Source organism: Blattabacterium cuenoti (genome assembly GCF_014251255.1).
Classification (GTDB): Bacteria; Bacteroidota; Bacteroidia; order Flavobacteriales; family Blattabacteriaceae; genus Blattabacterium; species Blattabacterium cuenoti_W.
In genome coordinates this window covers 118,736-144,805 of sequence record NZ_CP059182.1, presented here as the reverse complement: position 1 = coordinate 144,805, position 26,070 = coordinate 118,736, and the positions used below count along the sequence as shown (strand labels likewise).

Annotated in this window: 26 protein-coding genes, 3 tRNA genes and 1 other RNA gene; 18 read left to right on the top strand and 12 right to left on the bottom strand. The window is 26.3% G+C overall.

Translation table 11 applies throughout. The features are described 5' to 3' along the window. Positions 1-3: 3 nt before the first annotated feature. Positions 4-2,454, bottom strand: coding sequence for a bifunctional aspartate kinase/homoserine dehydrogenase I (thrA, locus tag H0H77_RS00685; RefSeq protein WP_185851838.1), 2,451 nt, complete (start codon positions 2,452-2,454; stop codon positions 4-6). Between the two features lie 745 nt (positions 2,455-3,199). Between thrA and H0H77_RS00680 the strand changes: the two genes are divergently transcribed. Continuing rightward, the gene (locus H0H77_RS00680; RefSeq protein ID WP_185851689.1) at positions 3,200-3,820 is read left to right on the top strand and encodes an urease subunit gamma; all 621 of its coding nucleotides are present in this window, start codon (positions 3,200-3,202) and stop codon (positions 3,818-3,820) included. Continuing rightward, positions 3,817-5,523 (top strand): urease subunit alpha, encoded by a 1,707-nt coding sequence (ureC, locus tag H0H77_RS00675; RefSeq protein WP_185851688.1) that lies wholly within the window; start codon positions 3,817-3,819, stop codon positions 5,521-5,523. The genes H0H77_RS00680 and ureC overlap by 4 nt, the downstream gene beginning before the upstream one ends. A gap of 5 nt (positions 5,524-5,528) precedes the next feature. Here the strand turns inward: ureC and H0H77_RS00670 are convergent. Together H0H77_RS00670 and H0H77_RS00665 are read right to left on the bottom strand one after the other, a co-directional pair. Continuing rightward, positions 5,529-5,611 (bottom strand) — tRNA-Leu (locus H0H77_RS00670). 37 nt (positions 5,612-5,648) lie between these two features. Further along, positions 5,649-6,083 carry a deoxycytidylate deaminase gene (locus tag H0H77_RS00665; protein ID WP_185851837.1) on the bottom strand — a complete coding sequence of 145 codons (435 nt, stop codon included), beginning with the start codon at positions 6,081-6,083 and terminating at the stop codon, positions 5,649-5,651. Between the two features lie 23 nt (positions 6,084-6,106). Between H0H77_RS00665 and H0H77_RS00660 the strand changes: the two genes are divergently transcribed. Further along, positions 6,107-6,901 (top strand): RNA methyltransferase, encoded by a 795-nt coding sequence (locus H0H77_RS00660; protein ID WP_185851687.1) that lies wholly within the window; start codon positions 6,107-6,109, stop codon positions 6,899-6,901. A 12-nt stretch (positions 6,902-6,913) separates the two neighbouring features. On the opposite strand, the gene H0H77_RS00655 is transcribed toward H0H77_RS00660, so the two are convergent. Both H0H77_RS00655 and H0H77_RS00650 read right to left on the bottom strand, forming a co-directional pair. Further along, positions 6,914-7,408: a ribonuclease HI gene (locus H0H77_RS00655; protein WP_185851686.1), complete on the bottom strand. Its 495-nt coding sequence runs from the start codon at positions 7,406-7,408 to the stop codon at positions 6,914-6,916. Next, positions 7,409-8,170, bottom strand: coding sequence for a lysophospholipid acyltransferase family protein (locus H0H77_RS00650; RefSeq protein WP_185851685.1), 762 nt, complete (start codon positions 8,168-8,170; stop codon positions 7,409-7,411). Positions 8,171-8,411: 241 nt separating this feature from the next. On the opposite strand from H0H77_RS00650, the gene fbp reads away from it, so the two are divergent. The 3 genes from fbp to H0H77_RS03115 are packed head-to-tail and all read left to right on the top strand — an operon-like array spanning position 8,412 to position 9,795. Continuing rightward, positions 8,412-9,416 carry a class 1 fructose-bisphosphatase gene (gene fbp / locus H0H77_RS00645; protein WP_185851684.1) on the top strand — a complete coding sequence of 335 codons (1,005 nt, stop codon included), beginning with the start codon at positions 8,412-8,414 and terminating at the stop codon, positions 9,414-9,416. Positions 9,417-9,440: 24 nt separating this feature from the next. Beyond that, a complete protein-coding gene (locus H0H77_RS00640) occupies positions 9,441-9,617 on the top strand; it encodes a hypothetical protein (protein WP_185851683.1) in 177 nt (58 codons plus the stop codon). A gap of 7 nt (positions 9,618-9,624) precedes the next feature. Continuing rightward, positions 9,625-9,795: a hypothetical protein gene (locus H0H77_RS03115; RefSeq protein ID WP_185851836.1), complete on the top strand. Its 171-nt coding sequence runs from the start codon at positions 9,625-9,627 to the stop codon at positions 9,793-9,795. A gap of 26 nt (positions 9,796-9,821) precedes the next feature. Here the strand turns inward: H0H77_RS03115 and H0H77_RS00630 are convergent, their stop codons facing one another. Both H0H77_RS00630 and pyrF read right to left on the bottom strand, forming a co-directional pair. Further along, entirely contained in the window at positions 9,822-10,403 is a 582-nt protein-coding gene (locus H0H77_RS00630; RefSeq protein ID WP_185851682.1) for a MarC family protein, read from the bottom strand. A 122-nt stretch (positions 10,404-10,525) separates the two neighbouring features. Then, positions 10,526-11,890: an orotidine-5'-phosphate decarboxylase gene (gene pyrF, locus H0H77_RS00625; protein WP_185851681.1), complete on the bottom strand. Its 1,365-nt coding sequence runs from the start codon at positions 11,888-11,890 to the stop codon at positions 10,526-10,528. 95 nt (positions 11,891-11,985) lie between these two features. On the opposite strand from pyrF, the gene H0H77_RS00620 reads away from it, so the two are divergent. Then, a complete protein-coding gene (locus tag H0H77_RS00620; protein ID WP_185851680.1) occupies positions 11,986-12,930 on the top strand; it encodes a dihydroorotate oxidase in 945 nt (314 codons plus the stop codon). Between the two features lie 20 nt (positions 12,931-12,950). Here H0H77_RS00620 and proS read toward each other — a convergent pair whose 3' ends face one another. Beyond that, complete coding sequence (gene proS / locus H0H77_RS00615) at positions 12,951-14,438, bottom strand: proline--tRNA ligase (RefSeq protein ID WP_185851679.1); 1,488 nt, start codon at positions 14,436-14,438, stop codon at positions 12,951-12,953. Positions 14,439-14,531: 93 nt separating this feature from the next. On the opposite strand from proS, the gene rpmF reads away from it, so the two are divergent. The 3 genes from rpmF to accC are packed head-to-tail and all read left to right on the top strand — an operon-like array spanning position 14,532 to position 16,613. Continuing rightward, positions 14,532-14,714 carry a 50S ribosomal protein L32 gene (gene rpmF, locus H0H77_RS00610; protein WP_185851678.1) on the top strand — a complete coding sequence of 61 codons (183 nt, stop codon included), beginning with the start codon at positions 14,532-14,534 and terminating at the stop codon, positions 14,712-14,714. Between the two features lie 21 nt (positions 14,715-14,735). Further along, complete coding sequence (accB, locus tag H0H77_RS00605; protein ID WP_185851677.1) at positions 14,736-15,215, top strand: acetyl-CoA carboxylase biotin carboxyl carrier protein; 480 nt, start codon at positions 14,736-14,738, stop codon at positions 15,213-15,215. A gap of 42 nt (positions 15,216-15,257) precedes the next feature. Further along, positions 15,258-16,613 (top strand): acetyl-CoA carboxylase biotin carboxylase subunit, encoded by a 1,356-nt coding sequence (gene accC, locus H0H77_RS00600; protein WP_185851676.1) that lies wholly within the window; start codon positions 15,258-15,260, stop codon positions 16,611-16,613. A 10-nt stretch (positions 16,614-16,623) separates the two neighbouring features. Here the strand turns inward: accC and prfA are convergent, their stop codons facing one another. Next, positions 16,624-17,742: a peptide chain release factor 1 gene (gene prfA / locus H0H77_RS00595; RefSeq protein WP_185851835.1), complete on the bottom strand. Its 1,119-nt coding sequence runs from the start codon at positions 17,740-17,742 to the stop codon at positions 16,624-16,626. A gap of 431 nt (positions 17,743-18,173) precedes the next feature. Between prfA and rho the strand changes: the two genes are divergently transcribed. The 3 genes from rho (at position 18,174) to H0H77_RS00580 (ending at position 21,172) form a co-directional block, all read left to right on the top strand. Further along, the gene (gene rho, locus H0H77_RS00590) at positions 18,174-19,718 is read left to right on the top strand and encodes a transcription termination factor Rho (RefSeq protein WP_185851675.1); all 1,545 of its coding nucleotides are present in this window, start codon (positions 18,174-18,176) and stop codon (positions 19,716-19,718) included. Positions 19,719-19,795: 77 nt separating this feature from the next. Further along, positions 19,796-19,868, top strand: a tRNA-Met gene (locus H0H77_RS00585). A gap of 122 nt (positions 19,869-19,990) precedes the next feature. Next, a complete protein-coding gene (locus tag H0H77_RS00580; RefSeq protein ID WP_185851674.1) occupies positions 19,991-21,172 on the top strand; it encodes a DNA recombination protein RmuC in 1,182 nt (393 codons plus the stop codon). 14 nt (positions 21,173-21,186) lie between these two features. Here H0H77_RS00580 and H0H77_RS00575 read toward each other — a convergent pair. The 3 genes from H0H77_RS00575 to H0H77_RS00565 all read right to left on the bottom strand — a co-directional run bounded on the left by H0H77_RS00575 (position 21,187) and on the right by H0H77_RS00565 (position 22,342). Then, a tRNA-Ser gene (locus H0H77_RS00575) sits at positions 21,187-21,273 on the bottom strand. Between the two features lie 25 nt (positions 21,274-21,298). Beyond that, positions 21,299-21,593, bottom strand: an RNA gene (gene rnpB, locus H0H77_RS00570) — RNase P RNA component class A. After that, complete coding sequence (locus H0H77_RS00565; RefSeq protein ID WP_185851673.1) at positions 21,593-22,342, bottom strand: YebC/PmpR family DNA-binding transcriptional regulator; 750 nt, start codon at positions 22,340-22,342, stop codon at positions 21,593-21,595. The genes rnpB and H0H77_RS00565 overlap by 1 nt, the downstream gene beginning before the upstream one ends. Before the next feature lie 139 nt (positions 22,343-22,481). Here H0H77_RS00565 and rpmB point away from each other — a divergent pair, with 139 nt between their 5' ends. The 5 genes from rpmB (at position 22,482) to htpG (ending at position 26,070) form a co-directional block, all read left to right on the top strand. Further along, positions 22,482-22,736 carry a 50S ribosomal protein L28 gene (gene rpmB, locus H0H77_RS00560; RefSeq protein WP_185851672.1) on the top strand — a complete coding sequence of 85 codons (255 nt, stop codon included), beginning with the start codon at positions 22,482-22,484 and terminating at the stop codon, positions 22,734-22,736. Next, positions 22,736-22,918 (top strand): 50S ribosomal protein L33, encoded by a 183-nt coding sequence (rpmG, locus tag H0H77_RS00555; protein ID WP_185851671.1) that lies wholly within the window; start codon positions 22,736-22,738, stop codon positions 22,916-22,918. The genes rpmB and rpmG overlap by 1 nt, the downstream gene beginning before the upstream one ends. A gap of 10 nt (positions 22,919-22,928) precedes the next feature. Further along, positions 22,929-23,126, top strand: a complete 198-nt coding sequence (locus tag H0H77_RS03105) for a DUF4295 family protein (RefSeq protein ID WP_185851670.1) — start codon at positions 22,929-22,931, stop codon at positions 23,124-23,126. 35 nt (positions 23,127-23,161) lie between these two features. Beyond that, a complete protein-coding gene (gene ftsY / locus H0H77_RS00545; RefSeq protein ID WP_185851669.1) occupies positions 23,162-24,118 on the top strand; it encodes a signal recognition particle-docking protein FtsY in 957 nt (318 codons plus the stop codon). An 80-nt stretch (positions 24,119-24,198) separates the two neighbouring features. Continuing rightward, entirely contained in the window at positions 24,199-26,070 is a 1,872-nt protein-coding gene (gene htpG / locus H0H77_RS00540) for a molecular chaperone HtpG (protein ID WP_185851668.1), read from the top strand.

The window sequence follows — 26,070 nt, the reverse complement described above, 5'->3', positions numbered from 1 at the left end:
TTTTTACTTAGTAGCTTTAATAATATCAGAAAAAACTCCCGATGCAGTCACTTCTGCTCCTGCTCCAGCACCTTTTATGATCAGAGGTTGTTCATCATAACGATATGTATTATACAAAACCATATTATCTTTTCCTTCCAATTGATAAAAAGGATGACTTTGTTTAACAGATTCTAATCCTACAGAAGCAATTCCGTTTTCATAACGAGCTATGAAACGTAAACGTTTTTCTTCTTTTTCTGCTTTTTTTCTTATATTGGAAAAATAATCTCTATGTTGATGTAATTCTTTATAAAAACTATTTACAGAAATAGCATTCGAACAACTTTTAGGAAGGAATGATTTTTTTTGAATATCAAATAGTTCTAAAGGAGATCCACATTCTCTTGCTAAAATAAGTATTTTTCGCATCACATCTAATCCAATCAAATCTATTCTAGGATCCGGTTCCGTATATCCTTTAGATTGTGCTTCTTGTACCGCTTCTAAAAAAGATTTTTCTCCAATAAAATGATTAAAAATAAAATTTAAACTTCCAGATAAGACAGCTTCTATTTTATTAATTTTATCTCCACTATTGATAAGATCATTTAAAGTACTAATCACAGGAAGACTTGCTCCTACATTTGTTTCAAATAAAAACGGTGCTTTAAAGTGTCTGGAAAGAGTTTTTAATTTTTTATAATGATCATAATCAGAAGAACAAGCTATTTTATTACAAGTGATAACTCCAATTCCATTTTTCAAGAATTTTTCATAAGTCATCGCCATTTCTTCACTAGCTGTATTATCTACAAATAAACTATTTCTTAGATTAAGTTTCCACACTTTTTTTATAAAAGAGTAAACATTCATTTTATGTCCGTTTTTATTTAAAAAATCAGTACATTTACATAAATTATTGATTCCATTGTTATTGAAATACATTTTTTTACTATTAGCTAATCCAATAACTCTTACTTGAAGTTTTAATTCTTTAAGCAGATAATTTTTTTGTTGATCAATTTGTTCAAGTAATTTACTTCCTACTTTTCCAACTCCACAAATAAAAAGATTAATTTGTTTTGGAGGACTTTCAAAAAAAGCTTCATGCAAAGTATTTAAAGCTTTTTTAAAATCAGTTTTTTGAATAACTGCTGATATATTCTTTTCTGTAGACCCTTGCGCTATAGCTCTAACATTAATACTATTTCTTCCCAAAGAAGAAAACATTTTTCCACTTGTTCCGTGAAGATTTTTCATGTTATCTCCTACTACGGCAATAATACAAAGATCTTTTTCTATTTTTAATGGATCAATACATTTTTGATGGATTTCTTGAGCAAACTCACTATCTATTACAGCTTTTGCTTTAATGATGTCCATTTCATGTATTCCTGTAGTAATTGAATGTTCTGAAGAACTTTGTGTGATGAAAATGACATTTATTTTTTCACGTGATAAAGCTTCAAATAAACGTTTGGAATAACCCGGAACTCCTACCATTCCACTTCCTTCAAGAGTTAATAAAGCTAAATTCTGAATTCCAGAAATACCTGTAACAGGTTGACTGATGTTTTTTTCCTTTCTGATATAAATCAAAGTTCCAGGATCTGAAGGAGAAAAAGTATTTTTAATTTGTATGGGAATGTGTTTCTTCATCGCAGGTTGTATTGTTGGTGGATAAATAACTTTTGCTCCAAAATGTGATAATTCCATTGCTTCCTCATAAGAAATCTCTTTTATAGGAAAAGCTTGATTGACTATTTTTGGGTTAGCTGTCATCATTCCACTTACATCTGTCCATATTTCAAGTAAACTAGCAGATATTGCAGCAGCTAAAATGGATGCAGTATAATCAGATCCCCCTCTTCCAAGAGTAGTTGTTTCATTTTCTAAAGTAGAGCCTATGAATCCCGGTAAAACAATATATTCTGATGTTTTTTCACTAAAAAATTGAATAATATGATGATTGCTAGTAATAAAATCGACTTGAGCACATCCAAATTGAGAATCTGTTATAATTAATTCTCTACTGTCTTTACAAATAGCATCTAATCCAGATTGTTTTAATTTTTCTGAAATAAGAAAAGAAGAACTAAGTTCTCCAAAGCTCATTATTTTATCTAAAGAACGTTTGGAAAGTTCCTCTACTTGAAAAATACCATCACATAAACTTTCTAAATCATTAATATTTTTTTTAATCCAACTGATTAAATGACTTTGATCAGTTATTGGAAATAATTCTCTTATGAGATTAAGATGACGAATTTCTATTTTTTCTAAAATATTTTTGTAAATATTTCTTCTTTCAGAAGCTAATTGACCACATTGTATTAATTGATCGGTAATATTCCCTAATGCAGATACAACAATTGCATATTTTCCTTTTGGTTTTTTTTCTAATAAAGAACAAATACGTTTTATGGCATTAGAATGAGCTACGGAACTTCCTCCAAATTTTAAAACTTGCACTTGCATTTTTCAATGATTAAAATTATTCAAAAAATTTTCCCAACATTAAAGATAGACGATGACAAAAATAATGATAATTTATAGAGGAATAATTCTTTTTATTATGTTTTTTATTATATAATGAACAATATATTTTATTTCTTATAAAAAAAGTATTTTTCTATTAGATTATTTATCTGTCTATTTCTACAGAAGAATTTTTTATTTAAAATGTATTTGTGTATTTGATTTTAAGATAAAGTTTTTTAGTTTTTTTTTGATTTTTTTAGTTTTTTTTTGCATCAAAAAAATATTTATATCCTTGTTATGAATAAACATTTATCTTTTCTCCTTATCCCCTTATACTTCTATTAAGAGTGAGGAGTGTGAGGCCCACTTTTTGTATTCAATATTTTATGTAGTATAATGAATTTTTTTATTGTAATCTTTTGAAAAAAGAATTGGATAACCTCACAACGCATAAATAATAGTCATATTCTGAAAAAATTTATTATAATACTATAACACGATAAAAACATCATAATAATGATTCTATTATGATAATAGATATGAATTTCAAATTTTTTTTTGAAAAAAAATTAAAATATTTATTGCAATATTTCATAACTTTAAATGTATTTATTACAATATTGAAATTTATTTCATTTAATAGGAATGAGATTATACTGACTTTTATATTTCAGAGAGTATGGTGTACAATATAAATTTCATTCAATATATAATAAATAATCTATTAAGAAATATTATGCACTTAACTTTTTATGAAAAGGAAAAAATTCTTCTGCATATGGCTGGAGAGTTAGCAAAAAAACGTCTAAAAAGAGGATTAAAATTAAACTATCCTGAATCTGTAGCTTTAATCACGCATTATGTTATGGAAGGAGCACGTGATGGAAAAACAGTTAAAGAGCTTATGAATGAAGCAAGAGATATTTTAAAGGAAGATCAAGTGATGGATGGAGTTTATGAATTGCTTAATAATGTTCAAGTAGAAGCAACTTTTCCTGATGGAACAAAACTAGTAACTATCCATAATCCTATTAAAACAAATAAAAATTCTAATATAATTCCAGGAGAATATGATTTGATTCAAGAAGATATTGTTTTGTCTCCTGGAAGATCTCGTATAGAAAGAGTGGTTTTCAATTCTGGAAGTCGTCCTATACAAATTGGATCTCATTTTCATTTTTATGAAACCAATATTGCACTTCATTTTGATAGGAGTGGAACTAAAGGATATAGATTAGATATTCCTTCAGGAAGATCTGTTCGTTTTGAACCAGGAGAAACAAAAGAAGTCACCTTAGTAAAGATAGGAGGAAGTCAAAAAATTTATGGATTTTCAGGAAAAGAAAATATGATATGAAAAGAATCGATAGAGAATCTTATGCAAAAATGTATGGTCCTACAAAAGGGGATAAAATACGTTTAGGAGATACATCTTTGTGGATTGAAATTGAAAAAGATTATACTATTTATGGAGATGAATGTGTTTTTGGAGGTGGAAAAGTGATCCGTGATGGAATGGGACAATATCCATTTGCAACAAGTAAAAAAGGAGGATTAGATTTGGTATTAACTAACGCAATAATTATTGATTATTGGGGAATTGTGAAAGCAGATATTGGAATAAAAAATGGAATCATTGTTGGAATTGGAAAGGCGGGAAATCCATATTTTATGGATGGAGTTACACCCAATATGTATATTGGAGCTGGAACTGAGGTCATTTCTTCAGAAAATATGATTGTTACAACTGGAACTGTAGATAGTCATGTTCATTATATATGTCCTCAATTGTTTGAAGTGGCATTAGAAAATGGAACAACTACTATCATTGGAGGAGGATCAGGACCAGCAACAGGAACAATAGCAACTAATTGTACTTCAGGTGTATGGAATCTTAAAAAAATGTTAAAAAGTACAGATCATATTCCTATAAATTTTATTTTTCTTGCCAGTGGAAATAGTTCTCATACTGAAGCATTAATTGAACAAATAGAAGCTGGTGCAGGTGGCTTAAAAATTCACGAAGATTGGGGAAGCACTCCATATGTTATAGATAAGTGTTTAAACGTATCAGAAAAATACGACATTCAAGTGAACATTCATACTGATTCGTTGAATGAATCAGGATATATAGAAGATACTTTAAAAGTATTTAAAGAACGTACAATTCACACTTACCATACAGAAGGAGCAGGTGGAGGGCATACTCCTGACTTGCTGAAAGTAATTTCCTTTTCAAATGTATTACCATCTTCAACAAGTCCCACTTTACCTTATACTTGTAACACTATCGATGAACATTTAGATATGTTAATGATATGTCATCATTTAGATTCTAACCTTCCAGAAGATATTGCTTTTGCTAAATCACGTATCAGATCTGAAACTATTAGTGCAGAAGGAGTTTTACATGATATAGGAGCTATTAGTATGACGAGTTCAGATTCTCAAGCGATGGGAAGGATTGGAGAAGTTGTTAAAAGAACTTGGCAAACAGCTGATAAAATGAAAAAACAAAGAGGTTCTTTGAACAAAGATCATTATCATCACGATAATTTTAGAGTTAAAAGATATATTTCTAAATATACAATCAATCCAGCTATTACTCATGGGATTTCAGAATATGTTGGCTCTATTCAACATGGAAAAATGGCGGATTTAGTGTTATGGAAACCCTCTTTTTTTGGAGTCAAACCAGAATTAGTAATAAAAAGTGGGATGATTGTATGTGCAGGAGTAGGGGATCCCAATGCTACAATTCCGACACCTCAACCATTTATGTATCGTAAAATGTTTGGTTTTTTTGATCCTAAATTGAGTAGTATTTTTGTTTCTATGAATTCTATTCATAATGGATTTGCTGAAAAAAATGAAATAAAAAAGAAAATTAAAATCATAAAAGGATGTCGTTCTTTATCTAAAAAAGATATGATATTAAATGGAGAAACTCCATGTTTAAAAGTGGATCCAAAAAACTATAGTGTTTCTATAAATGGAGAAAAAATCTTCTCTAATCCGTCAGATATTTTGCCACTTTCTCAAAGATATTTTTTATTTTAAATACATACCCAGAGCGGGATTCGAACCCGCATGATATAAAATCACTGAATTTTGAGTTCAGCGCGTATACCTATTTCGCCATCTGGATTTTTTTTTATTCATATAGAATGAAAAGATATTTTTGCTTAAAAAGAAAATTGTTCTATAACTATTTTAGATTTTTCAAAAAAATTTAATACATCATTTCTTATTGGGGAACATTTACTATGTAAATATACAACTCTTTTAATTTTAGATTGATGAATTAATTTACTACATTCTTTACATGGAGCATGTGTTATATATAACGAAGCCTCTTTGCAAGACTTTGAAGATGATGCCATTTTTAATATAGCATCTGCTTCTGCATGTAAAACATACCATTTTGTTTCTCCATTTTTATCTTCGCATATATTATCATCAAATCCGTTTGGAGTTCTGTTATATCCATTAGATATAATTCTATGATTTTTAACTATAACAGCTCCTACTTTTTTTTTTTTACAATAAGACAATTGAGACCATTCAATAGCTGTGTTCATACAATCTCTATCATTTTTATAAATTTTCTTATAATTCATCACATCAAATATTTTCATTAAAAATGAAAAAAATATATAGTTTACGAAATATAACAATTAAGAATTTAATAAAAGTTTATAAAAAAAATTCTATGGAAATGTTTCTTGTGGAAGGAGTCAAAGAATTTGAAATGGCTGTAAAAGGAAAATATCTTCCTGTCAGGATATTCATATATAAAAAAATATTTCATCAATATGAAATGATAAAATCGTTTAAAGATGTTGTTATTTCTATTAGTAAAAAAATATTTCAAAAATTAGTATATAGAAAAAATACAGGTGGAATTGTTGCTTTATTCAGAAATAATTCTATTGAAAAAAAACTAAATAATACAATAAAAATTCCTGAAAATCCATTTATTCTTATATTAGATGGAATAGAAAAACCTGGAAATTTAGGAGCGATCTTAAGAATCGCAGATGCTGCAGGAGTTCATTTTATTATATTATGTAATATAAAAACATACATTTTTAATGCAAATGTCATTAGATCTAGTTTAGGAAGTATTTTTACAACAAGAATTTTTATAGAAAAACCAAAATCAATTCTCTCTTGGTTAAAAAAAAGAAAAGTAGAAGTTATTGTTGCAGGATTTCATAAAAAAAAATCTATTAAATTATATGAAAATAGATTTTCTTCACAATTGGCAATTGTTTTAGGTTCAGAAAATAAAGGAGTATCTGATTTTTGGTTAAAAGAAGCTCACAAAATTATAACTATTCCTATGTTCGGTTCTATAGATTCTCTAAATGTTAGTCATGCCATGTCTATTATTATTTATGAAGTCATTAGACAAAGAACATACTACTACTACTAATACTAAATACTACTAACTCTTTTTGAGATTTTGTTGTTCTTTTTCATAAACATAATCTATTTTTAGGTTTTTATTTTTGGAAGCCTTTCCAGATAACCTGTCACAAAAATCATTAAAATAATGATTTTTGTGAGATTTTATCCATTGAAATATAATAAAATGTTTGTCAAATATTTCTAAAAATCTAATCCATAAATCTACATTTTTTTTTTTGTAAAAATTATTTTTTTTCCATTTGGAAATCCAATTATTTTGAATGGGATTGACTATATATTTAGAGTCTGTAAATACAATTATGTTTTGTTTTTTTTTTGTAATTTTTTCTAATCCAACTATTACTGCTAATAGTTCCATTCTATTGTTCGTAGTATATCTAAATCCTTCAGAAATTATTTTTTTATAAGGAGTTCCAACTATTTCTATAAAAATGGCATATCCTCCAGGACCAGGGTTTCCTTTAGAAGATCCATCAGTATAAATATGAATTGTTTTTTTATAAGAAATCATTTATTTATTCATTTTTTCACGTTCAAATTTTTTTAATTGATTTTTTATTAAATTAAAACATTTTTCTCTTAAAAGATTTCTATCTTTTAAAGATAAGTTTTTTGTTGAAATAGAAAAATGTTGTTTAACTCTTATTTTTCCTGGGGATCCTTTCGTAAAGGAAAAACTAGGGAATTTTGTTTTTATATCAGCTATAGTAAATGGAATAATAGATATTTTCTTTTTTATAGCAATGAAAAATGCTCCACTCTTAAAACGACCTAGAAAAATAGATGGTTTTGGAACACCGCCTTCTGGAAAAATACAAACACTTTTTCCAGAATCTACCTTTTCCTGTATTTTTTTAAATACTTTAATACAACTGGATAAACTATTTCTATCTATTAAGATGTTACTTTTTTTATAAACAAATCCAAAAAAAGGAAGTTTGGCTAATTCTGCTTTTCCTACAAAAACTAAAGGATGTTTTCTCATTAAAGAGTAAATCAACATTATATCCATAATAGAAGTATGATTGCTAATAATTACGTATTGTTTATTTTTATCTAATACTTCTTCATCTTTTTCTAATACATACCAGAATCCCATGAGAAAGAGATTACTTCTAGCCCACATTTGATGAAACCAATATGCTATTGGATAATATTTTTCTTTAAAAAGAAATGGAATAGATGCACCAGCCCATAGAGGAATTAAAAAAATATTTATTATAAAAAACCATGATCTCCATAATAATATTAATAATATTTGTATGATTTTCATCTTACAAGATGATAATAAAATTACTAATAAAATACATCATGTATGATTGATTTAGTTTTTTTTGATTACACAAAAAAAATTTTCTTTCTTTTTTCAAAAAAGAAAAATTTATAACTTTTTTTTTAATGTTTTAAAAAAAAAGTGATTTGACTTAATCAGAATATTTCTATCTTTTTAGAAGAAAAAAATCTTGATTAAATATGATTTCATCAAATTTGTATTATTATTTTTTGACATCATTATGTATACATTAGGAGAATTTATTATAGAAAATAGAGAGAAATTTTTCTATTCTACAGAGGCTTTATTACGATTATTTAGTTCTATTAAGTTGGCTGCTAAAGCTATTAATAAGGAAGTGAATAAAGCAGGATTAACAGAAGAAATTATAGGAAGTTCTGGTTTTACTAATATACAAGGAGAAACACAACAAAAATTGGATCAATTTGCACATAAAGCTTTTATAGAATCATTCAAAAGCAGAAATGTAGTTTGCGGAATTGCGTCAGAAGAAAGTAAAGATTTTATAATTATAGAAAAAGAAAAAGAGAATCTATTTCAAAACAAATATATTGTTTTAATAGATCCACTTGATGGATCTTCTAATATAGATGTGAATATTCCTATAGGAACAATATTTTCAGTTTATATAAGAAGAAATACTTCTATTCAAATGGATTTAACAATAGAAGATTTTTTGCAGAAAGGAAATAAACAAATCCTTGCAGGATATATTATTTATGGATCTTCTACAATTTTAGTATTTACTACAGGAAATGGAGTTCATGGATTTACTTTGGATCCTTCTTTGGGAACTTTTTATTTATCTCATCCTAATCTTCATTTTCCTAAAGGGGAAAAAATTTATTCTATCAACGAAGGAAATTATGCTATATTTCCTGATGGAATTAAAAATTTTATAAAGTACTGTCAAGAAAAAAAAGAAAATCGTCCTTATACAGCACGATATATTGGATCTTTAGTAGGAGATTTTCATAGAAATATGATACAAGGCGGCATATACATTTATCCTAAAACAGTTTATTTTCCTTGTGGAAAATTGAGGTTACTTTACGAATGTAATCCTATGGCATTTTTAACAGAACAAGCTGGTGGAAAAGCGTCTGATGGAAAAAAACGTATTTTAGATATTCAACCCATGAATTTGCATCAAAGAACTCCATTTATTTGTGGTCCTATGAAAATGGTATCTAAATTAGAAGAATTTATTAGAAATTATGATTGAAAAAAACTTATTGTTCAATTAACAATGAAAAAGAAAAAAAATTTACATTATGCAATAATAAGATACGGAAGATCTTTTTCAGTATTTCCTGTTCTTGTTTTTGTCCTGATATCTGAAAAAGAAAAGAGTTTAAAAAAAATAAAAACAATAAATTTAATTGGAACTTTAGTAAAAAAAAAAGTTTCAGAAAGCCGTTCATAGAAATAGAATAAAACGTTTATTAAGAGCTTCATTTTTTTTGAACAAATTGACTTTAGAAAAAAAAATAAAATGTAGTGATACAATTTATCAGATTATTTTTATTTATATAGGAATTCATTTACCAAAATTTAAAGAGATAAATCAGTCTATAAAAAAAATATTTTCTATTATGAAATGAAAAAACAACCTAAACTTTTTAGATTCTTAGAGTCCTTGTTGAAATAATTGACCTGCATTGGCTCCAAAAATTTTTACGGCAAATGCCAATAAAACAATTCCAAATATTTTTTTTAACACATCTAAACCGTTATTTCCTATTTTTTTGGCTATGAAATCACATCTATCTATTACAAAATAAACAACGATCATGTTGAGAAGAAGAGATAGAAGAATGATATAAACATCATAAGTTGTTCTTAATGAGATTAAAGTTGTTAAAGATCCTGGTCCAGCTATCAATGGAAAGGCTATTGGAACAATGGAAGTTTGTGCATTTTCTGTTACTTTATGAATGTCTATTCCCAAAATCATTTCTAAACCTATTAAAAATAATACTATAGATCCTGCGACAGAAAAAGAGTTTATATCAACTCCAATAATTTTTAGCATAGGTTGTCCTAAAAATAGAAAAGATAAAAAAATTACAAGAGAAGTCACTATTACTTTTTTAGTATCTATGATATTTCCTTTGGATTTAAATCCCATAATTATAGGAGCATTTCCTAATATATCGATAATGCTAAAAAGAATCATAAAACAACTGATTAATGAATTTATCCATTCCATATTCAAACTATTCTATTACACTACAAATTAAACAAAAATATGATCAGTATCATTAATTTTTTTTTTCTAAAGATTTATATTTTTTAATATGGACTTTCTTTTACAGAACCATTGTATTTTTTTTAAAGTCCTTTTTCATAGGCTTTCCATCCTGCATTTCTATATTTTTCTGCTATTATTTTTGGGTTTTTTGATTGATAGATTGCTTTTCCAACTATGATAAAATCGCTTTTATTTTTTTCAAAAGCTTGAATAGGATGAACGTATATATTTCCTTTATCATTTTTTGATTCAGAAAAATGTATTCCAGGAGTAAACAATAATAATCTATCATCTACTTTTCTTTGCGCTACTGTTCCAATTACTTTTGGATTTTTCAAAGAAATATTTAATGCTTTTCTGATATAATTATCATCTGATAATTTCCCATAAGAAGACATTTCAGATACAGTAATTAATCCCATATTAGAAGGAATATTCAAATTTTGTATGCTTTCACTTCCCGCAATAACATGGACAGTAATAATGTCCGCCCATGAAGAAATTTTATGTATACCATGATGTAGTTGAAGAAAATTTGTAGGACCAACATCACATAATTTTCTATCTTCAAATAAGAAAAATTTCTTTTTTATAGAAATATCTTTAAGAAATGTTATAAATGAAAGAGAAAAATCATTAATAATATCTACATGAAGTTTTAATCCACAAATTAAATCTCCAATAGAATTCACCAATTTTAAAATGGATTCAGCATAGATTAAATCTGCTGAAACGATTAAGTTCGTTTTTTTTTTTAATGTTATATCAATAAGTTTTTTTCCTATGGGATGAGATATTTTTTCTTTCTTTTTTTCATAAGAAAGACGTTTTTCTTGTAATTCTTTTGAATTTTTTTTTTGAAAAAAAAATTGAATGATATGGATTTCTTTTTTTTTTAAAAGATGTTTTTTTTCTAGCATTTTTAAAACTTCTCCTATACAAAATAGAGTTCGTATGTTATATCCTCTTTTTTTTATATTTTCTATCCCACCTTGTTCACGATCAAGAATAGATAGAATATTTTTTATGATCAATCCTTCTTTTTCAATATCTATAATAGTTTTTAACAAACTGTCTCCACTAGTAATTACGTCTTCTATAAGAAGACAATTTTGTCCTTTTTTATAAATGCCTTCTATCATTCGTTTTGTCCCATAACCTTTATTTTCTTTTCTTTTAATAATCAAAGGAATATTTGATCTTAACGACAAAGTCGTAGCTATAGGTAAAGCGGCATATGGAACTCCACAAATTAGTTCAAATGTATGAGATGGAATTTCATTAAGAAGTAAATCAGATAATTTCTTTAATAAGTCTGGTCTAGAAGCAATTGGACGAAAATCTATATAAATAGGAGAAGTCATTCCACTTTTTAAAGTAAAGGAACCAAACTTAATAATTCCTAAATTGTAAATTTTAAAAAAAAATTGTTCTTTTTCTTCCATAAAATCATAAAAAAACCTACCTAAGAATGTAAATGTAAAGTTAAAAATTTTATCCTTTTAAAATTTGTATATTTATTAACAATTTCTATTTAAGAATGAAAAAAATAGATATTTCTTCTAGCATAAACGGAATTAAACTTTCATCATGTATCATGAATGCGTCAGGAGTTCTTTGTTGTACGGAAAAAGAACTTTCTGAAATTTTAATGAGTTCTTCTGGAGCAGTAGTAACAAAAAGCTGTACAATGGTTCCAAGAAAAGGAAATTTGGAACCAAGATATTTTGAATGGAATATAGGAAGTATTAATTCTATGGGGTTACCAAATCTTGGCATAGATTTTTACTTAAACTTTTTAGATAGAAAAAAACCTAAAAAACCTTTTTTCTTGTCTATATCAGGACTTTCTATAGAAGAAAATTATCAACTTATCAGTAAAGCAAATATTTCTCCAAATATTAATGCAATTGAATTAAATTTATCTTGTCCAAATCTTGTTGAAAAAAAAAATCAAGTATCATTGGGATACGATTTTGAGAAAATTTATGATTTTCTAAAAAATATATTTAAATTTTATAATAAACCTTTAGGAGTCAAATTACCTCCTTATTTTGAAGATTTCCATTTTGAAAAAATGGCTTTGATTTTAAATCAATTTCCTATTTGTTTTGTCACTTGCATTAATAGTTTACCCAATGGTCTTTTTGTTGATACAAATAAAGAAACAACAGTTCTTCATCCAAAGAAAGGATTTGGAGGAATAGGAGGACGTGTTATAAAACCATTTTCATTAGCTAATATTCGTAAGTTTTACGTTTCTCTTAGAAAAGATATTTCTATAATTGGATGCGGAGGGATTTGTTATGGAAAAGATATTTTTGAACATATATTGTGTGGAGCTTCTGCTGTTCAAGTAGGAACACAATTTTTTAAAGAAGGAATTAGAGTATTTGACAGATTGAAAAACGAATTCATTTCCATTTTAAAAGAAAAAAACTATTCTTCCATAGAAGAATTCAAAGGAAAACTAAACGTAATTTAAAATTTTTTTAAGTTTAGTTATTAGTAAGATTTTGCAAAAATCACACGTTGATTAGAAGTTTTTCCAGAATAGATACATTTTCCTATTTTTTTTACATCGTTTTTTTTATTATAAATTGGAATACAACGTATAGTTGCTTCTGTTTCTTCTTGAATTTTTTTTCCTGTATTTATTGTTCCATCCCAATGAGCAAGAATAAAACCTCCCGTATCATTTATTCTTTTTTTAAAATCATTATAGTTATCTAACATTATTGTATATTTTTTTGTTCTTTGTAAAGCTTTTTCATAAAGATTTTTTTGTATTTTCTCAAGGAGTTCTGGAATAAAGTTTTTTAAACAATTCCAAGAAACATACATTTTTTCGTATGTATCTCTTCTAAAAACTTCTGCTTTTTCTTGTTTTATTTCATATGATCCAATACTAATTCTTATAGGAATTCCTTTCATTTCGTATTCATTAAATTTCCAACCAGGAGTAAAAATATCTCTGTCATCATATTTAACACTGATTCCTTTTTTTTCAAGTACATTTCTTATTTTTTCTGTAATTTCGTTAATTTGATTTAATTCTCTTTTATTTTTATATATAGGAATTATAACAGTTTGAATGGGAGCTATTTTTGGAGGAAGAATTAATCCATTATCGTCCGAATGAGACATAATTAATCCTCCTATCAATCTTGTGGAAATTCCCCAAGATGTAGCCCACACATATTCTTTTTTTCCATTGAAATTAGTGAATTTTACATCGAAAGCTTTCGAAAAATTTTGTCCAAGAAAATGAGAAGTTCCTATTTGCAAAGCTTTTCCATCTTGCATAAGAGCTTCAATACAATATGTAGTTTCAGATCCAGAAAATTTATCCATATAAGGTTTAATTCCCTGTAATACAGGAACGGCCATAAAATTTTCAGAAAAATTCGTATAAATATTTAATATTTTTTTTGTTTCTTCTATAGCTTCTTTTTTAGTAGAATGAGCCGTATGTCCTTCTTGCCATAAAAATTCAGAAGTTCTTAAAAAAAGACGAGTTCTCATTTCCCATCTAATAGCATTTCCCCATTGATTTAAAAGAATAGGAAGATCTCTATAAGACTGAATCCAACGTTTATAAGTTTTCCATATGATACTTTCAGAAGTAGGTCGTATAATTAGTTCCTCTTGTAATTTCGATTGTGGATCAATTATCAATTCTTTTTCATTTTTTTCTTTTTTCAATTTATAATGCGTCACTATTGCACATTCTTTGGAAAAACTTTTAATATGTTGTTTTTCTTTTGAAAAAAAAGATTTAGGAATTAATAAAGGAAAATAAACATTTTGATGACCCGTTTTTTTAAACATTTGATCCAATTTTTTTTTTATGATTTCCCATATAGAAATTCCATATGGTTTAATAATCATAAACCCACGAATTCCAGAAAATTCTGCTAAACCAGATTTAATGATAATTTCGTTATACCACTTAGAATAATTTTTGTTCCGTTGAGTTAACTGATGACTCATATCAATATGAAATCGACAAAAAAAATAAAATAAAGATAAAAAAATTATTTTTGGAATTTGATTTACTTTATTAGTTAATAAAAAAATAACCACATGGCACATCCTAAAAGAAGACAATCTAAATCCAGAAGAAATAAAAGAAGGACTCATTTGAAAATAAAAGAACCTTCGTTAATGAAATGTTCTTTAACCAATCAAAAACATTTATATCATTATGCTTATTGGAATAATAAAAATGAACTTTGTTATAGAGGAAAAATTCTATTAAAAAAATAAATCATATCATTATCATTGTTTATGGACTTAAAAGATATTCAATTTCTGATTGAATTTATTTCAAAATCTGATATTCATGAAATAGAAATACAAATAGAAAATACTAAAATTTATGTAAAAAATAAAATTTTCAAAAAAAAGAAAAAAAAATTTAATGACTCATCGAAAAATGAGAAAAATAAATCTTGTGATTTTTATGACAGATTTTATAATCAAAAAAAAAATAAAAAGGAATTAAATCATAAAGAAAAAGAAAGCGAGTATTTAACAATTAAATCCCCTATGATTGGAACATTTTATCGTAAGCCTCATCCAGATCAAGAGTCTTTTGTTCAGGTAGGAGATAAAATAAAAAAAGGAACAAAAGTTTGTGTTATAGAAGCAATGAAATTATTCAATGATATTGAATCTGAAGTGGATGGAAAAATTGTTAAAATTCTTGTTGAAAACGCTTCTCCAGTTGATTATGATCAACCTTTATTTTTATTGGCCCCTATCTAATATCTAAACATAAAATTAATAAACAATGAAACAATTGGTGTTATGTTTAAAAAAATATTAATTGCTAACAGGGGAGAAATAGCTTTACGTATTATACGAACTGCTAAAGAAATGGGAATAAAAACAGTAGCAGTTTATTCTACAGCAGATAAAAATAGTCTTCATGTTTATTTTGCGGATGAAGCAGTATGCATAGGTCCACCTTCTCCATCTCAATCGTATTTAAATGTTCCAAATTTAATATCCGCAGCTGAAATAACGAATGCAGATGCTATTCACCCTGGATATGGTTTCTTATCTGAGAATCCATATTTCTCATCTATGTGCAAAAAACATGGAATGAAGTTTATAGGACCACTTCCAAATCATATGATTCAAATAGGAAATAAAATTTCAGCTAAGAATACCATGAAAAAAGCTGGAATTTCTTGCTTACCTGGATCTGGTTGTTTTGTTGAATCTTCTTATAAGGAAATAGAAAATATTGCAGAAAGAATAGGATATCCTATTATAATTAAAGCTGTTTCTGGAGGTGGAGGAAAAGGAATACGATCTGTTTTAGATAAAAATTATTTAAAAAAATCCTGGGAAGAAGCTAAAAAAGAAGCTTTAGCATGTTTTGGAAAAAAGGATCTGTATATAGAGAAATTAATTTTGAATCCAAGACATATAGAAATTCAAATAGTTGGAGATCAATATGGAAAAGTGTGTCATTTATCAGAAAGAGATTGTTCTATTCAAAGAAGAAATCAAAAACTTGTGGAAGAATCTCCTTCTCCATTTTTAACTCCATCTTTAAGAAAAAAAATGGGAGAAGTCGCAGTAAAAGCAGCTGAATTTATTCATTATGAAGGAGTAGGGACGATAGAATTTTTAATGGATAAGAATAAAAATTTTTATTTTATGGAGATGAATCCTAGAATTCAAGTAGAACATCCTATTACGGAAGAAGTAATCGGATTGGATCTTGTCCAAGAACAAATTTTTTTAGCTTGTGGAAGAAAACTTTCTGTAAAAAAAAATTGTTATCCAAAAATGCATTCAATAGAATGTAGAATTAATGCCGAAGAACCTTATAATAATTTTCGTCCTATGCCTGGAGAAATAACTCAAATGCATTTACCAGGAGGAAAAGGAGTTCGTGTGGATACGCATATTTATGCTGGATACCAGGTCCCACCTTATTATGATTCCATGATTGCAAAAGTTATTACTACAGCAAAAAATAGAAAAGAAACTATTGGAAAAATGCGTCGTTCATTAGATGAATTTATTATAGAAGGAATTTGTACAACGATTCCTTTTCATAAACAGCTTATGCAAAATGATGATTTTTTGAAAGGAAAATATCATACAAATTTATTAAATACATTTCATTTAGATTCCAAATTCAAATAAAATAAATTTTTTAAGATTTATTTTCGAATGATTTCAAAAGATCAATCATTTTTTGAATATTTCCGTTCATAAATCCTATAAGATCATAAATTGATTTATGAATTCTATGATCTGTTACTCTACTTTTAGGATAATTATAAGTACGTATTTTCACAGAACGGTCTCCTGTAGAAATCAAACATTTTCTTTTTATGGATCGTTCTTTTAATCTTTTCTCCTTTTCATTTTGATAAATACGTGATCGTAAAACATTCATTGCTTTTTCAAAATTTTTGTGTTGTGAACGTCCTTCTTGACATTCTACTGTTATTTTACTTGGAATATGAGTTAGTCTTACAGCAGATTCTGTTTTATTAACATGCTGACCACCAGCTCCACTTGATCGAAATGTTTCTTTTTTTATATCGGACAAATTGATATTGACATCTATATCTTCTACTTCAGGTAAAACTGCTACTGTAATAGCAGATGTATGAACTCTTCCTTGAGATTCTGTTTCTGGAATTCTTTGTACTCTATGGACTCCAGATTCAAATTTTAGATTTCCATAAACTTCTTTTTTTTCATTGTTTACAGTAGGAGAAGTACTCCTACTATTATTTCTTACATCTAAAATGATTTCTTTGTATCCTTTATTAGAACCTCCTTTTTGAGCATGTATGATTTCATATTTCCAACCTACTTGTTTAAAATAAAGAACGTACATTCGTAATACATCTTCTACAAAAAGACATGCTTCATTTCCTCCTGTTCCGGATCGTAATTCCATAATTGCGTTTCTATAATCTTCTGTTTTTTTTTCTTTTTTATTAGAAAAAAAAAGATGATGGGATTTTTTTTCAATAAAGGATAAATCTTCTAAAATTTTTTTTTTTTCCAAAAAAGCTATTTCCTTCATTTCAGGATCAGAGTCTGTTTTCAAAAGAGAATTTGCTTCTTGAAGAGAACTTAATTTTTTTTTGTATTCATCATAAATATGAACTATTTTTTCTAGTCTCTTATACTTCTTTAATAATGTTTTATATTGATTATGATTATTATATATGTTTGTTTCTATAATAGAATTTGAAATTTCATGAAATTCTTTTTCAAAAACTTCAAACTTTTTAATCAATGAAGTTTTTTTCATTTTTTTTATTTCAAATTTTTCCTTATTAATATCTTTCATATTTGAAAAATCATAGGAAAAAATACATAATCAAATATATAAAAAAGATTTTTTTTGTATATGAAAATTCTTTCAGCACAATTTATATGAAAACAAATAAGTCTTATTCTTGATTCTATCGTAACGTAAAATAAATCAATAGTTTGGAGTTAATGATATAACATGGAATAATAATATAATTTTAATTAAAAATTTTCGAAGTTAAAATTAATATGTATAATTGCATTTGTTGAACTGCTTTATTATTCACAAAAAAAACAAAATCAGAAAAAAAAGAGAAAAAAGAAAAAGGATGTAATGCATTTCAATAAATGAAATCAAATTCAGCCAAAAAATTTTAGGAAGTAAAAAAAAATGGCTATAATACACAAAAAACCCAATTACTTTACTTTATGTTTGATATTACTGAATTAAAAAGTAAAAAACTTTTTGAATTACAGGAGATTGCTCGTTCTTCAGGATTAAAAAAATGTACCCAATTGCGAAAAAACGAACTCCTAGAAAAAATTATTTCTATTTTTAATAAAAAAAAAACAACAACAACTTCGTCAGAAAATCTTTTTAAAAAAGGATTTAAAGGCAAAAAAAATATTGAATCCAAGACATTATTAAAAAATGGAAATGAAAAAAAAAAATTAACTTCTCAAGAACGTTTTAAAAGTTCTTCCAAAACAAAAACTCAAGAAGAAACTGTCAAAAAATACCAATACCAGAAAGAAAATCAACACTTTCAAAAAAATTCTTTTTCTGGAACAGAAAGAGAAAGTAGTAGTACTTTAACGAAAAAAAATATAAATAAATATCGTACTCCTGAATATGAATTTGAAGGAATTATTATTAGTGAAGGGGTTCTAGAGATTATGCCAGAAAATTATGGTTTCTTGAGATCTTCTGATTTTAATTATTTATCATCTCCTGATGATATATACGTATCTCAATCTCAAATTAGATTATTTGGAATGAAGACAGGAGATACAATAAGAGGAGAAGTTCGTCCTCCCAAAGATGGAGAAAAATATTTTCCTTTAATAAAAATTCTTGAAATTAATGGAAGACCTCCTTTTTTTGTAAGAGAAAGAGATTCTTTTGAACATTTGACTCCTCTTTTTCCTAATGAAAAATTTAAATTAGCTGAAAAAAATGCGACTCTTTCCACAAGAATAGTGGATCTTTTCACTCCTATAGGGAAAGGACAAAGAGGAATGATTGTTGCTCCTCCAAAAACAGGAAAAACGACTTTGCTGAAAGAAATAGCTAACGCTATTGCGGCAAATCATCCAGAAGTATATTTGATTATATTACTTATTGATGAACGTCCAGAAGAAGTAACTGATATGCAAAGGAATGTTAAAGGAGAAGTGATTGCTTCTACTTTTGATGAACCAGCAGATAGACATGTAAAAGTCGCTAATATAGTATTACAAAAAGCTAAAAGAATGGTAGAATGTTCTCACGATGTTGTTATTTTATTAGATTCTATAACTCGTTTAGCAAGAGCATATAATACTGTAGCTCCTACATCTGGAAAAGTGTTATCAGGAGGTGTAGATGCAAATGCCTTGCATAGACCCAAAAGATTTTTCGGAGCAGCTAGAAATATAGAAAACGGGGGTTCCTTATCAATTATTGCGACAGCAATGATTGATACAGGATCAAAAATGGATGAAGTTATTTTTGAAGAATTTAAGGGAACAGGAAATAAAGAACTTCAATTAGATAGAAGAATTTCTAATAAACGAATTTATCCTGCTATTGATCTTGTTTCTTCCAGTACTAGAAAAGATGATTTACTATTAGATCATAATACATTACAAAGAATGTGGATTTTAAGAAAGCATCTTTCCGATATGAATCCAGTAGAAGCTATGGAATTTCTAAGATCACGTATAGCTAGAACTCAAAATAATGAAGAATTTTTAATATCCATGAATGGATAGGATAGGATAATAGAATAGATAAATTTTTATATTGAATATTTGATTTTTTTGATGAAAAATATTATATTATTCCAAATCGCGGGATGGAGCAGTTGGTAGCTCGTCGGGCTCATAACCCGAAGGTCATAGGTTCGAGTCCTATTCCCGCTATTTTTGTTCATGAAAATAGTTATGTAAAAAAAAAACTAATTTTCGTTATCTCTCCTCATTCTTATGATTTTTATTTACTTGATTTAATTCTATATAGAGAATAAAAAAGTAATTAGACAAATATGTTGTATTATTATACTTTGTGTTTTTTATGTTTATGTACTTTTATTTTCTTTTTCATATCTTTTTATTTTTTTAAAAAATTAGAATTTTTTTTAAGAGAAGAATTAAGGAATCATAAAAATGAAATACAAAAAGCATATCAATATGATAGAATAGAATTTCTAAATTCTTTAAAAGAAGTAAAAAAAGAACTCATACAATATATAAGAGATTTTCAAGAATTTATAGAGAAAAAAAATTCTTTTATTATTGAAAATCAAATAAATAATTTGAATTTTTTTCATAAAAAACAAGAAAAATTTATTGAAATAACAGAAAAAAAATTAGAAGAAATCAAAGATATTGTAAATGAAAAATTACAAAAATCTTTGAATTTACATTTAGGAAAATCATTTGAAATTATTGGAACCCAATTATTTTCTTTACAGGAAGGATTAGTAAAAATGAAAAACTTAGCACAAGATGTTAGTTCTCTAAAAAAAACTTTGAATCACGTAAAAATATGTGGTAGTTTTAGCGAAATGCAACTTTCAATGTTGTTGCAACAAATTCTTTCTCCAGATCAATATGCATGTAATGTGATTACAAAATCTAGTACAAATTGTGTAGTGGAATTTGCAATTAAACTTCCAGGACTTGGAGATGGAAATGTTATATGGTTGCCAATTGATGTTAAATTTCCGAAAGAAACTTATGAAAAAATACAAGATGCTTATAATAAAGGGGAGAAAAAAAATATAGAAACAGCTAAAAAAAATATGGAATCCGTTCTTAAAAAAATGTCTAGAGAAATTAAAGATAAATATATAGATCCTCCACATACTACTGATTTTGCCATCCTTTTTTTACCATTTGAAGGGATATACGCAGAAATTGTAAAAAATTCAAGTTTATTAGAAGAAATACAAAGAAAATATAAAATAGTCATTACAGGTCCCTCTACATTAGCAGCTATGTTAAATAGTTTACAGATAGGATTTCGCACTTTAGCTATTCAAAAAAGAACTTCTGAAGTATGGAAAGTTTTAGAAATTGTAAAAAAAGAATTTACAAAATTTGGATTATTGCTTTCTCAAGCACAAGATAAATTACAAGCAGCCTCTCAGGATATAGATAAAGTGATTGGAGTAAGGAAAAATTTGATTGAAAAAAAATTAAGAGATATAGAAAACTATTCTTAACTAGGATTAGTTAGCGGAGAGAAAGGGATTCGAACCCTTGACACTTTCTTTTGTGAACACGCTTTCCAGACGTGCGCCTTAAGCCTCTCGGCCATCTCTCCAAATCTACACAACATATCTACATAAAAAAAAAGCAAAACTATAAGCCGGATTCTGTTTTTATTCCTATCATTTATCTAGGATATAGGTTACCCACAATCTCTATCTGCCTACCCCCCGGTAATCAACCGAGCCAGTTTTCCGGTGTACATGGCATTTCACCGTACAGAGTTTACATGATTTCACTACAGCTAAACTGTACTTTCTTTCTGTTGCACTATTCCTCACCTTTCGGTGGATGGGGGTTACCCATTGTACTGCTCTATGGTGTCCGGACTTTCCTCATTTTTTTTAATAAAAACGCGATAGGACGTTTTGCTTTCATTGGTTTTGATTTATCTTTTTATTTCTAATTAGTAAATTAGAGTAAATATTTTTTACATCTTCATTTTTTTTAAGTTCTTCAATTAAATTTAATATTTTTTTTTCATTTTTCCCTGAAATAGTTTTGCTATGTGTAGCAATCCGTTTAATTTCATAATTATGAAATATTTTCAATTTTTCTAAATTATTTTTCATAAAACCAAAATATTCAAAATTTGTGGAAACAAATATTATGTTTTTTTCTTTTACAATATCTTTAGCCCCAAAATCTATTAACATAAGTTCAAAATCTTCCATAGAAAAATTGATAATATCATTTTTTTTTATAGAAAAAATTCCTATTCTATTAAATAAATGAATAAGCTCTCCATTATTACATAATCTTCCTCTTCTTTTATTAAAGAAAGTTCTTATATTGGAAATTGTTCTAATACTATTATCTGTTGTACACTCTATAATCAAACTGATTCCGTGAACTTTTCCTTCTAAATTTATATTTTTATAATTATTATTTTTCTTATTATTGTGTAAAGCTTTTTGTATTGCTCTTTCTATAGTTTGTTTAGGAATATTAACTGACTTTGCATTGAGTATTGCATTTCTTAAACGAAATGAAGTTTTATTTTTTCCTGTTTCTTTAACGGCAGTAGAAATTTCTTTAATGATTTTAGAAAACTTTTTAGATCTTCTAAAATCCTGATTAGATTTTCTATGCTGTATATTTGACCATTTGCTATGTCCTGACATTTTATTATTAATAAAATAATATGAAATAAAATAATAACGGTTTTAACTTTTTCGTTAAATTGAAAAAAAAGATTTTTTCTATCTTAGATTCTTTCTTGTGTAAGAATGTAAAAAAACAATTTATAAAAAAAAAATAATTATGTCAAAAGTTTGTGAATTAACGGGGAAAAAGGCTATGGTGGGAAATAAAGTTTCTCATGCAAACAACAAAAAAAAACGTCGTTTTCATATTAATTTGTGTAAAAAACGTTTTTTTTTAATAGAAGAAAAGAAATGGATTACCTTAAAAATTTGTGCTTCCGCTATTAAACTAATTAATAAAATTGGAATTGAAAATGCATTAAAACGTTTTAAATTTAAATTAAAGAAGAAAATAAAAAAAATTAGAACATAATGGGAAAAAAAGGAAATAGAATCCAAGTCATATTGGAATGTACTGAACAAAAAAAAAGTGGAAAACCTGGGTGTTCCAGATATATAACTACAAAAAATAAAAAAAATACACCTGATAGAATCGAATTAAAAAAATATAATCCCATCTTAAAAAGATATACTCTTCATAAAGAAATAAAATAAAATTAGTTTTATGCCTACTTCTACTAGTAGTAATAGTAATAAAAATAGTCCTAAAAAGATTATTATAGAAAACAAAAAAAAAATATCAAAAAAAATGACTCTAGCCATTAAAATTATAAAATCTAAAAAAAAATCTGGATCTTATATTTTTGAGGAGAAAATGTTAATTGATAGTGAAGTTAAAGATTTTTTAGAAAAAAATGACTAATTTATTATTTTAAATCATTATTATTAATAATTTTTATGTTTTTAAAAAAAGAAAAAGAAAAAACATTTGATCCTGAATTAAATAAAACTAGAGAATCTTTCTTTTCTAAAATAAAAAATCTTTTTTTTAGAAAATCTAAATTAGATATCAATTTTATTGATCATATAGAAGATATATTATTATCTTCAGATATAGGAACAAAAACAACTATAAAAATTATCAATAGTCTTGAAAAAAAGATTAAAAAAGAAAAATATGAAGATATTCCTATTCAAGGTCTATATAAACTTCTTAAAGAGGAAATAGAAGTTCTTTTTGTAGATATTCAAAATGAATGTTTAGAAAAAAAAATAAAATATGAAAAAAAACCATATGTTATTATGATGGTTGGAGTCAATGGTGTAGGAAAAACAACGACAATTGGAAAATTAGCATTTTTTTTAAAAAATAAAAAATTTAATGTGATGATAGGAGCTTCAGATACATTTCGTGCTGCTGCTGTAACCCAACTTGAAATATGGGCAAATAGAGCTAATGTTCCATTAATAAAACAACATATACATGCAGATCCAGCATCTGTTGCATACGATACTTTGAAATCTGCGATATCTAAAAACATAGATGTTGTATTAATTGATACAGCTGGAAGATTGCAAAATCGCATAAATCTTATGGAAGAACTTTCTAAAATAAGCAGAGTAATGAAAAAGATTATCCCTGAATCTCCTCATGAAATTATACTTGTTTTAGATAGTTCCACGGGACAAAATGCTTTTGAACAAGTTAAGAAATTCACTACTTTTGTAAAAGTTTCTTCTCTAATTCTAACAAAATTAGAAGGAACAGCTAAAGGAGGAGTGGTTATAGGAATAATGGATCAATTTAAAATACCAATTAAGTATATTGGAATAGGGGAAAAAATACAAGATTTAAAAGAATTTGATGGAAAAAAATTTGTAGACTCTTTTTTTCCAAAAAAAAGTTTGATTTGAAACTGACAGAATGTCTTATCCATTAAAAATGGTATAATCTTTGTTTTATTTTATTATTCACATTTTTTTTTATTCTGAATATGAAAAATGATCAAATTAGCGTTACTTCTGACAATATTTTTCCTATTATTAAAAGATTTCTTTACTCGGATCAAGAAATTTTTTTAAGAGAACTCGTTTCCAATGCAACTGATGCTATTTTAAAATTAAAAACTATAGCAAAATCAGGAGAAATAGATGAAGATTTTGGAAATGATTTTAAGATAATCATCAAAATAGATAAGAAAAAGAAAACTATTCATATTATTGATAATGGAATAGGAATGACAAAAGAAGAAGTAGAAAAATATATTAATCAAATTGCTTTTTCTGGTGCTGAAGAATTTATAAAAAAATACGAAGATAAAAAAAATCTGTCTTCTTCTATTATTGGTCATTTTGGATTAGGATTTTATTCTTCTTTTATGGTCTCAGAAAAAGTGATAATATTAACTCAATCTTACAAGAAAGATTCTCCTTCTGTCTTTTGGTCTTGCGAAGGATCTCCAAAATTTTCTATGAAGGAAACAGAAAGAAGAAACAGAGGAACAGAAATTATTTTATTTATTAATGAGGAAAGCAAAGAATTTTTAGAACACGATCGTATTTTAGAATTACTTCATAAATATTGTAAATTTATGCCTGTAATGATTTCTTTCTCTTCAGAAAAAGAAAAAGAAATTATTATCAATAATGTTGATCCTGCTTGGAGAAAAAATCCTTTTCATTTAAAGGAAAAAGATTATTTAAATTTTTATCATGAATTATATCCAAAACAAATGGAAGATCCTTTATTTTGGATTCATTTAAATATAGATCATCCATTTCGTTTGACGGGAATTTTATATTTTCCAGAAATAGATAATAAAATTGATTTTCAAAGAGATAAAATTCACTTGTATCAAAATCAAGTTTATATTACAGATAACTTAGAGAGAATTGTTCCAGATTTTTTAAGTTTATTAAGAGGAGTTATCGATTCTCCAGATATTCCTCTTAATGTATCACGTTCTCATTTACAATCAGATACATCTGTAAAAAATATTTCAAAATATATAACTAGAAAAGTATCTGATAAACTTGATTCTATGTTTAAAACAGATAGAGAAAATTTTCAAAAAAAATGGAAATATATCAAAATTTTTGTAGAATATGGAATGATTAGTGCGGAAAATTTCTTTGAAAGAGCCAATAAATTCTTTTTATATTCTACTATAAAAAATATTTATTTTACACTTGATGAATTTAAGGAAAAAATTAAAGATTTTCAAAAAAATAAAGAAGGAAAAATAATTTTTCTTTATACTTCTGATATAGAAAAACAATATAGTTACATTAAAGATGCAGAAAATAAATCTTATGAAGTTTTAATTTTAGACAGTCCTCTCACAGTTCATTTGATACAAAAACTAGAATTTTTCCATAAAGATATTTCTTTTGTTCGTATAGATTCAGATCATATTAATAAATTAATCCCTCAAGAAGAGAAAGAAGAGAAATCTGATTCAGAACTTTCTTACAGAGAGAAAGAAAATTTGAAAAAAATGATAAATACTTATTTAAAAAATGAATTAAATGAATATAGATTTTCTACTATTAAATTGGAAAATTTATCCAAAAAAGATTCTCCTTTTTTAATTATTATACCGGAATTTTTACGTAGAATGAAAGAAATGAATTTTTTTGTAAAAAGTGATATTAAAAAAAATAATAAAGAAAAATTTTATGAATTGGTTGTCAATACAAATCATGTTATAATAAAAAAAATATTAGATACTCCATTTGAAGAAAAAAGAAACAATCTTCTTCAAGAAGCTTTAAATTTAACTTTTTTATCAAAAAACTTATTAAAAGGAAAAAATTTGACCCTTTTTGTAGAAAAAAAATTAGAAGATCTTATTCAAAAGAATTAA

Excerpts from the sequence above, each read along its gene's own strand:
- H0H77_RS03105 (WP_185851670.1), top strand. The coding sequence starts at position 22,929 with ATGCCTACTTCTACTAGTAGTAATAGTAATAAAAATAGTCCTAAAAAG.
- prfA (WP_185851835.1), bottom strand. The coding sequence starts at position 17,742 with ATGAAAAAAACTTCATTGATTAAAAAGTTTGAAGTTTTTGAAAAAGAA.
- H0H77_RS00565 (WP_185851673.1), bottom strand. The coding sequence starts at position 22,342 with ATGTCAGGACATAGCAAATGGTCAAATATACAGCATAGAAAATCTAAT.
- H0H77_RS00665 (WP_185851837.1), bottom strand. The coding sequence starts at position 6,083 with ATGAATTATAAGAAAATTTATAAAAATGATAGAGATTGTATGAACACA.
- H0H77_RS00640 (WP_185851683.1), top strand. The coding sequence starts at position 9,441 with ATGAAAAAGAAAAAAAATTTACATTATGCAATAATAAGATACGGAAGA.
- rpmB (WP_185851672.1), top strand. The coding sequence starts at position 22,482 with ATGTCAAAAGTTTGTGAATTAACGGGGAAAAAGGCTATGGTGGGAAAT.
- H0H77_RS00660 (WP_185851687.1), top strand. The coding sequence starts at position 6,107 with ATGAAAAAAATATATAGTTTACGAAATATAACAATTAAGAATTTAATA.
- H0H77_RS00680 (WP_185851689.1), top strand. The coding sequence starts at position 3,200 with ATGCACTTAACTTTTTATGAAAAGGAAAAAATTCTTCTGCATATGGCT.
- htpG (WP_185851668.1), top strand. The coding sequence starts at position 24,199 with ATGAAAAATGATCAAATTAGCGTTACTTCTGACAATATTTTTCCTATT.
- H0H77_RS00630 (WP_185851682.1), bottom strand. The coding sequence starts at position 10,403 with ATGGAATGGATAAATTCATTAATCAGTTGTTTTATGATTCTTTTTAGC.
- H0H77_RS00650 (WP_185851685.1), bottom strand. The coding sequence starts at position 8,170 with ATGAAAATCATACAAATATTATTAATATTATTATGGAGATCATGGTTT.
- H0H77_RS00620 (WP_185851680.1), top strand. The coding sequence starts at position 11,986 with ATGAAAAAAATAGATATTTCTTCTAGCATAAACGGAATTAAACTTTCA.
- accB (WP_185851677.1), top strand. The coding sequence starts at position 14,736 with ATGGACTTAAAAGATATTCAATTTCTGATTGAATTTATTTCAAAATCT.
- fbp (WP_185851684.1), top strand. The coding sequence starts at position 8,412 with ATGTATACATTAGGAGAATTTATTATAGAAAATAGAGAGAAATTTTTC.
- ftsY (WP_185851669.1), top strand. The coding sequence starts at position 23,162 with ATGTTTTTAAAAAAAGAAAAAGAAAAAACATTTGATCCTGAATTAAAT.
- H0H77_RS00655 (WP_185851686.1), bottom strand. The coding sequence starts at position 7,408 with ATGATTTCTTATAAAAAAACAATTCATATTTATACTGATGGATCTTCT.
- pyrF (WP_185851681.1), bottom strand. The coding sequence starts at position 11,890 with ATGGAAGAAAAAGAACAATTTTTTTTTAAAATTTACAATTTAGGAATT.
- accC (WP_185851676.1), top strand. The coding sequence starts at position 15,258 with ATGTTTAAAAAAATATTAATTGCTAACAGGGGAGAAATAGCTTTACGT.
- rho (WP_185851675.1), top strand. The coding sequence starts at position 18,174 with ATGTTTGATATTACTGAATTAAAAAGTAAAAAACTTTTTGAATTACAG.
- H0H77_RS00580 (WP_185851674.1), top strand. The coding sequence starts at position 19,991 with ATGTTGTATTATTATACTTTGTGTTTTTTATGTTTATGTACTTTTATT.
- proS (WP_185851679.1), bottom strand. The coding sequence starts at position 14,438 with ATGAGTCATCAGTTAACTCAACGGAACAAAAATTATTCTAAGTGGTAT.
- rpmF (WP_185851678.1), top strand. The coding sequence starts at position 14,532 with ATGGCACATCCTAAAAGAAGACAATCTAAATCCAGAAGAAATAAAAGA.
- ureC (WP_185851688.1), top strand. The coding sequence starts at position 3,817 with ATGAAAAGAATCGATAGAGAATCTTATGCAAAAATGTATGGTCCTACA.
- rpmG (WP_185851671.1), top strand. The coding sequence starts at position 22,736 with ATGGGAAAAAAAGGAAATAGAATCCAAGTCATATTGGAATGTACTGAA.